This is a genomic window from Ureibacillus thermosphaericus (genome assembly GCF_012396605.1).
In the GTDB taxonomy this organism is placed as follows: Bacteria; Bacillota; Bacilli; order Bacillales_A; family Planococcaceae; genus Ureibacillus; species Ureibacillus thermosphaericus.
Genome location: NZ_JAAXPW010000057.1, coordinates 1 through 10,081, shown reverse-complemented (window position 1 = coordinate 10,081; position 10,081 = coordinate 1). Strand labels below are relative to the sequence as shown.

Below are 10,081 nucleotides of genomic sequence, written 5' to 3'. Positions count from 1 at the left end.
CGGCTAAAAAATGTGGGAGGGGAATGGAATCAAAAACTGCTATATTTGGTTTGATTCCACTTACGCTACTTTAATCGGATTTGGAAACAGTGTATAAGAGTTTTTACACAATTATCGGGACTTGACTCCTGATCATGGGATAATAGTCAAACTTCAGAAGATATTAGCCAATCTGAGCAAGATAATAGCCAAATCTCGAAAAATAATAGCCAAGCACAAAAAATCAATCCCCTGAAGATGGGATAATAGTCAAACTTCAGAAGATATTAGCCAATTCGAGCATGATAATAGTCAAATTCGGGAAAATATTTGCCAAGCACAAAAAATTACATCCCTGATCATGGGATAATAGTCAAACTTCGGAAGATATTAGCCAATTCGAGCATGATAATAGTCAAATTCGGGAAAATATTTGCCAAGCACAAAAAATCAATCCCCTGAAGATGGGATAATAGTCAAACTTCGGGAGATATTAGCCAATCAGAGCAAGATAATAGTCAAATCTCGAAAAATAATAGCCAAGCCTCAAAAATCCCTTCCCTGATCATGGAATAATAGTCAAACTTCAGAAGATATTAGCCAATCTGAGCATGATAATAGTCAAATCTCGAAAAATAATAGCCAAGCCTCAAAAAACCCTTCCCTAATCATGGGATAATAGTCAAACTTCGGGAGATATTAGCCAATTTTCGAAATATAATAGCCAAGCCAAAAAGCACTTCCTTAATTATGTTCGAAAGATATTAGCCACTCCCGCCTACCTTCCTGCACAAAAAAATATCATCCAATCCAAAGTTGGATGATCCTTTTTTCTTTTACTGGTCTAATTTTTCCATTCCTACAATCCTTGTTATTTTCCAATCATCATTTTCCTTTACAAAGATTGTTACTTGTCTAACCGTACGATTAAGTGTTGCATCTGTTCCATGTTCTTTCACATGATAATCAATATTCGCAACCACATGAGCTTCGTCTTCGTTATACTTCACAATCGTTGCATCTGAATCCTTTAATTTCACATCATGATTTTTAAATGTTTCTTTTAACATTTTAATTTCTTCTTCATAATTAAATCCAATTGCATTTTTGGAAAGAACATTTGCGTAGCGATCAATATCTTTCGCATTAAATGAATTAATATATTCATCAAAGGCAGCAATAATTTTTACTTTTTCATCTGTAGGAACATTCGTCGCTTCAACAAATTGGTCACCGATCATTTCAAATCCAATTGCCTCATCTGACTCCCCAGTTGTATTTTCTACGGATGAAATTGCTTCAGGTTCAGAATCAGCATTATTATTTCCACATGCAGTTAGCAGGAATACTGCTGCAACTACCAAAATCAACCAGTTCTTCATTTACCCTTACCTCCCAAGGTAATATTGTAGCATATGAGCAACTACCATTTCTATTGATGCAGATTTTTGTCGAAAATACAAGAAACTTTTCATCATCTACTTAAGACGAAATCACCTTAAACTTAGTTGCCTCGATTTACAAATCCTCTCCATTACGCACCATTTGCATAATTGAATTCAAAAAAAAACAAGAACAAAAGGTTTTCAGCCTATAAAAAAAACCGAACGATTATTTGAAACTCTATTTTGAGCTTCAATATCGTTCGGTTTTTTAATTATATACCAAAATGCGTATGATAATTCTTTTTAAGAAGGCTAATTTTAGTTCTGTCCCAACCTCTTACAAAATTACAGTATGTAAATTTGTTCTTGGTGCTTATGGAATTATCGTACTTCCACCCAACCGTTTTTAATAGCGGTTACGACAGCTTGTGTACGGTCATTTACATTCATTTTTTGTAGAATGCTAGATACGTGGTTTTTCACTGTCTTTTCAGAAATGAACAATGTTTCACCAATTGCACGGTTAGATTGTCCATCAGTTAATAATTGCAGTACTTCACATTCACGTTTTGTGAGCAAGTGGAATGGACGACGAATTTCTGTTTGATGGAAGTTTCCTTTATTTTCATGCTCACTTAGGCGACGGAATTCAGCTACTAAATTTTTCGTTACTTTTGGATGCAAGTAAGATCCTCCATTTGCAACAACCTTGATTGCTTCTACTATTTCATCTGCATCCATTTCTTTCAGCATATATCCTAAAGCACCGGATTTTAAAGCGTGCGTAACATATGATTCATCATCATGAATCGAAAGCATAATTACTTTTGCATCTGGAAATTCTTGAATTAATTCTTTTGTTGCATCTACGCCATTTTTACCTGGCATATTGATATCCATTAACACTACATCTGGTAAATAGTCTCTATATAAACTGATGATGTCGCTGCCGTCATCGCCTTCTGCAACAACCTCAAAGGATTCTTCAAACTCTAAAATACGTTTTACTCCTTCTCGGAATAATTGGTGATCGTCAATAATGATTATTCTTGTCACAAAGCATTCCCCCTTAACAAGTATATTACAGTTGAAATTTCTGTTCGTTATTTGGATATGGTATTTTAAACATAACTACAGTTCCATTTCCAATTTTCGTTTTAATATCCATCGAACCTTTTAAAATTTCAACTCTTTCTCTCATTCCAATAATTCCAAAAGATTGCTCTCTTTTGGCTTCTAAGTCGAAACCACTACCGTTATCTTTTACAATAACATTTAAATTGTTAAGATTCCATTCTAGTTTAACCCAAATATCTGTTGGGTTTCCATGTTTTACCGAATTATTCACGCATTCCTGCACTAATCGGAAAATTGCGACTTCATAATTTGAAGGAAGTCTCGTTTCATTATTAAGAGATTGAAAATGAATGTCTACACCCTTGTTATATTCCATAATTGTGGACAAATATTTTTTTAATGTCGGCACAATGCCAAGATCATCTAATGCCATAGGACGTAAATCGTAAATAATCCTTCTTACTTCAGACAATGCTTCTCTAACTGTTTTCTTGAGTTCTGAAATTTCCTTTATAGCGGCATCAATGCCTCTTTCACGATATGTTTTCTCAATTAAATCAGCTCGCATCAAAACATTTGCCATGATTTGTGCAGGTCCATCGTGAATTTCACGAGACAATTTTTTTCTTTCCTCTTCTTGAGCGGCAATGATATTTATGCCAAATTCATGTTTTAATTTTGCCTGCTCAAGTGCTGCACCCACATTTTTCAAATCGGATGTTAAATAATTTAACACGACATTCACTTGATTAACGATATGGTCGGCTCGTTGTATTGTATCGTATAATACTTTTAGACGCCGTTCAAGGTCATCACGTTTCTCTCGTAGGCTTTTTTCTTCGGCCTCGGAAAGTGATAACCGAATTTGCAAGTCGTTGGCAGTTTCATAAGCCTCTCTGACTTGCTGTTCTGAATATTTATCGAAATGTCTGCTAACTTCTACTAGCCTTTGTTTTGCCAGTTGCGTTTGGCGAGCTAAATTATCACTATTCTGAATAACTACTTTTAATTTCTGCTTAATTAATTCCAATTCGATTTTCATTTCCTCAAAGCTTCTACGGCTTTGTTCGCTGATTATAAAAATATCGTTTTTCGAATTGGTAATATTTTCAATCATCCGATTAAAAATAAAATCAATCGATTGGATATCAATTTTGTTTTTTTCATCAAAATACATGATTTGTCCCCAATCCAATTGGTGTAATATAATAAATTATATGTGAGCAACTATTAGTATTTAATGATTATATTATTCTAACATTATTATACCATTTTCCAGTAAACTTTTAAGAAAATTTTTTATTACAAGGAATTCGTTTTTTTGGAAAATAAAGGAGTTTTTGTAATGCGAAAGGACTACAAAACTGTTAAGGGTTATGGAGAAAAAGAGATTGTTATATCGAAATCTCGATTTATCGCTTATGTTGACAGGGCTGAAACTGAAGAAGAAGCTATTAATTTTATTAATAAAATAAAAAAGATGCATTATAATGCTACCCACAACTGTTCTTGCTATATGATTGGCGAGCATAATCAAATTCAAAAAGCGAACGATGATGGGGAACCTAGCGGAACTGCTGGCGTTCCTATGTTAGAGGTGCTAAAAAAACAAGGACTACAAGATACTGTCGTTGTTGTTACTCGATATTTCGGTGGCATTAAACTTGGAGCTGGAGGGCTTGTTCGGGCATACGGAAAAGCTACTACAGAAGGGATTGCGGCTGCCCAAGTAGTGGAAAGAAGACTACATCATGTAATGAAAGTAACGATTGATTATACATGGCTTGGTAAAGTGGAAAATGAAATTCGAAATTCGAAATATACATTAGCTGAAATCCAATATGCTGACAATGTCGATATCATCGTTCATGTCTTAAAAGACGAAGAACAAGCCTTTGTCGAATGGATGACAGAATTAACTAACGGACAAGCGACAATTACATGTATTGACAAAATGTTTATTGAAAAAGTCATTTCATAATCGTTTCAGTCCTCGAAAAAATTTCTTTTTTGTCAATATTTCATTGTCATAATTTTTCAATTTACTGTTTTTCGACAACATTGTATAATTATACGTATTGAACAATTTTGCTTTTCACATAAGATTTACCTGTGATGAATCTTAAGTTGAAATCCATAATAAACATAACAAGCCGTACAAAATCAACATTCCTACATATATAGAGGAGAGTATATATAATGAAACGAATGCAGAAAAAGGAGAAAAAAGGAAAACGTTCGACAAAGTTTTCGCTAGTACTTAAAGTATTAGCACTTTTGTCGGCTTCATTCTTAATTTGTGCAACAGCTTATGGAATTTATTTAACGAAAAAAGCTGAATACGCAGCAAAACAATCTTACGAAGAGCTTGAGGAACGACAATCTTCTCCTAAAAGGGAAATAAAAGCTGAAGCTGAAATCGATAACATTTCCATATTGTTTATCGGTGTGGATGACAGCGAGACACGGGGTCAAGGTTCCGATCATTCTCGTTCAGACGCCCTTTTATTAATGACACTTAATCGTGAAGCAAAAACAGCAAAATTAGTCAGTATCCCTCGGGATTCATATGTGTACATACCAAAAGTAGGATATCAAGATAAAATTACGCACGCACATGCTTTTGGAGGCACAGTGGCAACAATCGAAACAATAGAAGAATTATTTGATATTCCTGTCGACTATTATGTACGCATGAATTTTAATGCATTTATCGATGTAGTCGATGCGCTTGGCGGTATCGATTTAGAAGTTAACATTCCATATGCCTTCTATGAAAAAGACGAAAACGACCGCTATTCTATTTATTTAGAGCCTGGATACCATCATCTAGATGGGCGAAAAGCATTAGCATTAGCACGAACTCGTAAACATGATACAGATTTTGCTCGTGGTGAGCGTCAACAAGATATTATTAAAGCCATTGCCAATAAAGCACTTTCCTTATCCTCCATCACGAAATACGATGAAGTTCTTTTGGCAATCGGTGACAACATGAAAACTAACTTAACATTCGATGATATGAAATCGTTCCTTACGTATTTCTCAGGTGGCATGCCACAAATTGATACTTTAACGTTACAAGGTCAAGGTGATATGTCTACAGGAATTTATTATTACATGTTAGATCGAGAATCTTTAGAAGAGACAAAACAAATCTTAAAAAGCCATTTAGAAATCATCCCAAGCAATGCAAGTTCTAATATCTCTGAAATCGGTAGCGACGATGAAACACAGCAAGTAGATGTTGGTTCATATTCTTACTCATCAAATTGGAATCGATAAATAATTGACAATAGGCAAAATACACTCTCAGTAGCTTGAGAGTGTATTTTTTATATTGGAAAGGGGAGTAGTATTTTCATTCTCCAGTTTGAACAGTTGTATATAAATTTATTCATTGAAAAATTGAAATTTGGATAGTTGAGGAAAACCTTAATTCAACATTTAGCAATAATAAAACGGCTTAAGGGGAATTCATGTCCCCTTAAGCAACAGATTACATTTTAATTTGAAAAGAAAGTTGCATCTAACAAACAGCATTATAGTTGGGCTTGTTTTAACCATTTATTTAGCTGTTCATCCGTACCATATACGAAATGATTCGGCAATGGTTCGTGCATTGATGCAAAATCCGACGTTTCTTCTTGTACATACGGAATTCGTTTCCGTTTTCTTTCCAAAATCGGATCTGGGAGCGGAACTGCTGATAGTAATGATTTTGTATATGGATGAATAGGGTGATGATAAATTTCTTCTGCATCCCCTAACTCCACAATTTTTCCGCGATACATCACAGCAATTCGATCGCTGATATATTTCACCATCGATAAATCATGCGCAATAAATAAGTACGTTAAATTCCGTTCTTCTTGAAGTTCTTTTAATAAATTGACAACTTGTGCTTGAATGGAAACGTCTAGTGCTGAAATGGGTTCATCAGCAATAATAAAACTCGGATTTAAACTTAACGCTCTTGCAATACCAATACGTTGTCTTTGTCCACCGGAAAATTCATGGGGATATCTTGTCATATGTTCACGATTTAAACCAACGGCTTCTAATAAGGAAACAATTCTTTCTTGGCGTTCTTTTTTATTTTTATAAAGACCGTGAATATCAAATGCTTCACTGATGATTTCACCTGCTGTCATACGCGGATTCAATGAAGCATATGGATCTTGGAAAATCATTTGCATTTCACGTTTTAATTGCTTTTGCTCTTTCTTTGATTTGATTTTGTGAACATTTTTTCCTTTAAAAATCACTTCGCCATCGGTCATGTTATAAAGACCAATAATGGAACGACCTGTCGTTGATTTACCGGAACCAGATTCACCAACAAGTCCTAACGTTTCCCCTTCAAAAATATGGAAACTAATTCCATCAACTGCTTTAATAGGATTGGAAGGAGAGCCGAAATATTGAGTTAAATTTTTTACCTCTAATAACTTATGATTCACTTAATTCAGCCTCCTTTTTATATCTTTCCATTCTTCTGACGATAGGTTCCGGAATGTCAATTTTCGGTGCATATTCATGCAACAACCATGTTTTTGCATAATGTGTTTCCGATACTTTAAACATTGGCGGTTCTTTTTCAAAATCAATTGCTAATGCATATTTGTTTCGAGGTGCAAAAGCATCTCCTTTTGGCGGATTTGTTAAATCTGGTGGAGAACCTGGAATTGCAAACAATTTTTCGTCGCTTTTATTATTTAAATCAGGCATAGAGCCAAGTAATCCCCAAGTGTAAGGATGTTTAGGATTGTAGAAAATATCGTTGACTGTTCCGTATTCCACAATTTGGCCAGCGTACATCACCGCTACACGATCTGCAACATTTGCTACAACCCCTAAATCATGGGTAATAAAAATAATAGACGTTTTCCGTTCCTTTTGAATTTCCTTCAATAATTCCAAAATTTGCGCTTGAATTGTAACATCAAGTGCAGTTGTTGGTTCATCAGCAATTAGCAATTTCGGATCAGCGGCAAGAGCAATGGCAATAACCACACGCTGACGCATCCCACCGCTAAATTCATGCGGATATTGGTTAAACCGTTTTTCAGGCATTGGTATACCTACTTGGCGAAGCAACTCTATCGCTCTTTCTTTCGCTTCTTGTTTAGAAACTTTTTTATGTTTTAAAATGACTTCCATTATCTGCTTTCCAACACGGATAGTTGGGTTTAAAGCCGTCATCGGATCTTGGAAAATCATCGCGATATCATTACCGCGAATTTTTGACATTTCTTTATCTGAAAGCGGAATTAAATCTTTTCCTTCAAATAAGATTTGTCCATCTGCATAAATGCCAGGCGGCTCAGGAATCAATTTCATAATCGCATTACTGGTAACACTTTTTCCCGAACCTGATTCGCCAACAATTGCTAAAGTTTCGCCTTCATATAATGTAAATTCTACCCCTCGTACCGCTTGAACAAGTCCTGCATATGTTTTAAAGTTTATTTTTAAATTCTTTACTTCTAACAATGGTTTTTTCATCTTTCCACCCCTTTCTACTTTCGTAATTTTGGATCAAGTGCATCGCGTAAACCATCACCAATTGCGTTAAAAGCAAAAATTGTTAAGGAAATGAAGAATGCAGGGAAGAATAAACGCCAAGGGGCTATTCTTAAACCACCCATACCTTCTGATGCCATCGTTCCCCAACTAGCAACCGGTTGAGTTACACCTAAACCTAAAAAGCTTAAGAAAGATTCAGTGAATATTGCTGTTGGAATTGTCAATGTCATTGTTACAAGAATCGCACCTAAAGCATTCGGTATAATGTGGCGGATAATTAAATGCCAAGTACTTGCTCCAAGTGTTCTTGAGGCTAGTACGAATTCTCGATTTTTAATCGATAAAACTTCACCACGGACAATTCGCGCCATGTTTACCCAACCTGTAATCGATAAAGCAATAATCATTGGAAGAAGACCTTGTTCCATTACAACAAGTAAAATGATTACCACTAATAAGTAAGGGATGGCAGATAAAATATCGACAAAACGCATCATTATGTCATCTACACGTCCGCCAATCAGACCTGAAATGCTGCCCCATAAAACACCGATGATTACATCAATGATAGCGGCCGTAATACCAATAAATAATGAAATGCGTGCACCATACCATACACGAACAAATACATCCCGACCTAAATCATCCGTACCAAACCAATGAGTCTTTGAAGGCGCTTCATTATAAACACCTAATTGATCACGATAACTATATTGTGAAAATTCTGGTACAAATGTCGCCAGTAGTACAATGATGAACAGAATAATTACGCCCGAAACCGCTAATTTGTTTTGTTTAAATCGGAGGAATACTTCTTTCCAGAAAGATACAGACTTTTTTGTCATTTTATCGCTTTCTTCTAATCGGGGCCCAACTACTGTAAACATTTCTGGAGTTAAATTGTCAATCGTTTCATGCTGCTTTGCCATTATTTTTTTGCTCCTCCTTTCAACTTAATGCGCGGATCAATGAGAGTATATAAAATGTCTACTATTAAAACTGCGAACATTAAAATAATTGCATAGAATACCGTTGTGCCCATAATCACTGTATAATCCCGGTTTGTAATACTTTGAACGAAATGTCTACCTAATCCAGGAATAGCAAAAATTTGTTCTACTATAAAACTTCCTGTTACAACCCCGGCTGTTAAAGGCCCTAAATACGTGATAACAGGCATTAATGCATTGCGCAACGTATGTTTAAATACAACCGTCCATTTGCCAAGCCCTTTTGCGCGAGCTAATTTTACATATTCGCTATTGTTTTGTTCTAACATGCTTGAACGAACTAATTTTGCAATATAACCTGCATGTGTTAATGCAATCGCTAATGCTGGCAAGACGGTATACTTAAATCCATTCCAACCTGCTACAGGGAACAAACCTAATTTTAAGGAGATAAAGTATTGCATTAATCCAGCTAATACAAAGGAAGGGATTGATATTCCTAAAACAGCGAGCGACGAGGCAGCATAATCGAAGAAACGATTATGATAAAATGCTGCAATGATGCCAAGTGATACCCCTATTCCAACCGCAATGAACATGGCTTCAAGTCCAAGGGCTAACGAAACAGGAAACCCGTCCGCAATAATATCGTTAGTGGAGCGGTTTTTATATTTCATTGACTCTCCAAAGTCAAAAGTCAGCGTATTGAGTAAATAATCTTTATATTGAATATACCAAGGGTTGTCCAGTCCATATTTCGCTTTTAAATTGGCTTCTATTGCAGGCGGAAAATCCCTTTCACTTGCAAAAGGATTACCAGGCGCTGCCTTCATTAAGAAAAAGGTTGCCGTGATGATAATAAATAAAGCAATTAAAATATGAATAATTCTTTTGATAATGTACTTTAGCAAAGTGTTCCCTCCTTTATATAAAAATCCCGTGGACACCTAAAAAATAGCAAAAGGCTGCCTCTGATCAATGAAATCGATTTCAGCAGCCTTTACAACTATTAAAATAAATTTTTTAAATTGACCAATTGAATCAATTTCATAAATCATAGTTTTTCTGAAGTATAGAGTACCCCTATACTAAAAACTTCGTTTTTTTTTTAATTATGCAACTTGGTTTTGTTGCTGTAATAAAGCATTGATTCGATCAACT

General features: G+C 35.3%; 9 protein-coding genes. 2 read left to right on the top strand and 7 right to left on the bottom strand.

The genetic code is table 11. From position 1 onward, the window contains the following. Positions 1–815 precede the first annotated feature (815 nt). The 3 genes from HF990_RS14435 to HF990_RS14425 all read right to left on the bottom strand — a co-directional run bounded on the left by HF990_RS14435 (position 816) and on the right by HF990_RS14425 (position 3,618). Positions 816–1,361 carry a nuclear transport factor 2 family protein gene (locus HF990_RS14435; protein ID WP_016837977.1) on the bottom strand — a complete coding sequence of 182 codons (546 nt, stop codon included), beginning with the start codon at positions 1,359–1,361 and terminating at the stop codon, positions 816–818. Between the two features lie 384 nt (positions 1,362–1,745). Beyond that, positions 1,746–2,420, bottom strand: a complete 675-nt coding sequence (locus HF990_RS14430) for a response regulator (protein WP_016837976.1) — start codon at positions 2,418–2,420, stop codon at positions 1,746–1,748. Positions 2,421–2,445: 25 nt separating this feature from the next. Beyond that, positions 2,446–3,618 carry a sensor histidine kinase gene (locus tag HF990_RS14425; RefSeq protein WP_168412862.1) on the bottom strand — a complete coding sequence of 391 codons (1,173 nt, stop codon included), beginning with the start codon at positions 3,616–3,618 and terminating at the stop codon, positions 2,446–2,448. 168 nt (positions 3,619–3,786) lie between these two features. Here HF990_RS14425 and HF990_RS14420 point away from each other — a divergent pair, with 168 nt between their 5' ends. Continuing rightward, positions 3,787–4,422 carry a YigZ family protein gene (locus tag HF990_RS14420; protein WP_016837974.1) on the top strand — a complete coding sequence of 212 codons (636 nt, stop codon included), beginning with the start codon at positions 3,787–3,789 and terminating at the stop codon, positions 4,420–4,422. Between the two features lie 218 nt (positions 4,423–4,640). Beyond that, a complete protein-coding gene (locus HF990_RS14415; protein ID WP_168412861.1) occupies positions 4,641–5,726 on the top strand; it encodes an LCP family protein in 1,086 nt (361 codons plus the stop codon). 257 nt (positions 5,727–5,983) lie between these two features. Here HF990_RS14415 and HF990_RS14410 read toward each other — a convergent pair whose 3' ends face one another. Genes HF990_RS14410 through HF990_RS14395 form a run of 4 tightly spaced genes read right to left on the bottom strand, consistent with a single transcriptional unit; the run spans position 5,984 to position 9,831 of the window. Further along, a complete protein-coding gene (locus tag HF990_RS14410) occupies positions 5,984–6,904 on the bottom strand; it encodes an ABC transporter ATP-binding protein (RefSeq protein WP_016837972.1) in 921 nt (306 codons plus the stop codon). After that, positions 6,894–7,949 carry an ABC transporter ATP-binding protein gene (locus HF990_RS14405; protein ID WP_016837971.1) on the bottom strand — a complete coding sequence of 352 codons (1,056 nt, stop codon included), beginning with the start codon at positions 7,947–7,949 and terminating at the stop codon, positions 6,894–6,896. The genes HF990_RS14410 and HF990_RS14405 overlap by 11 nt, the downstream gene beginning before the upstream one ends. Before the next feature lie 14 nt (positions 7,950–7,963). Next, positions 7,964–8,857, bottom strand: coding sequence for an ABC transporter permease (locus tag HF990_RS14400; RefSeq protein WP_238536185.1), 894 nt, complete (start codon positions 8,855–8,857; stop codon positions 7,964–7,966). Positions 8,858–8,898: 41 nt separating this feature from the next. Beyond that, entirely contained in the window at positions 8,899–9,831 is a 933-nt protein-coding gene (locus tag HF990_RS14395) for an ABC transporter permease (RefSeq protein WP_016837969.1), read from the bottom strand. Between the last annotated feature and the right edge of the window lie 250 nt (positions 9,832–10,081).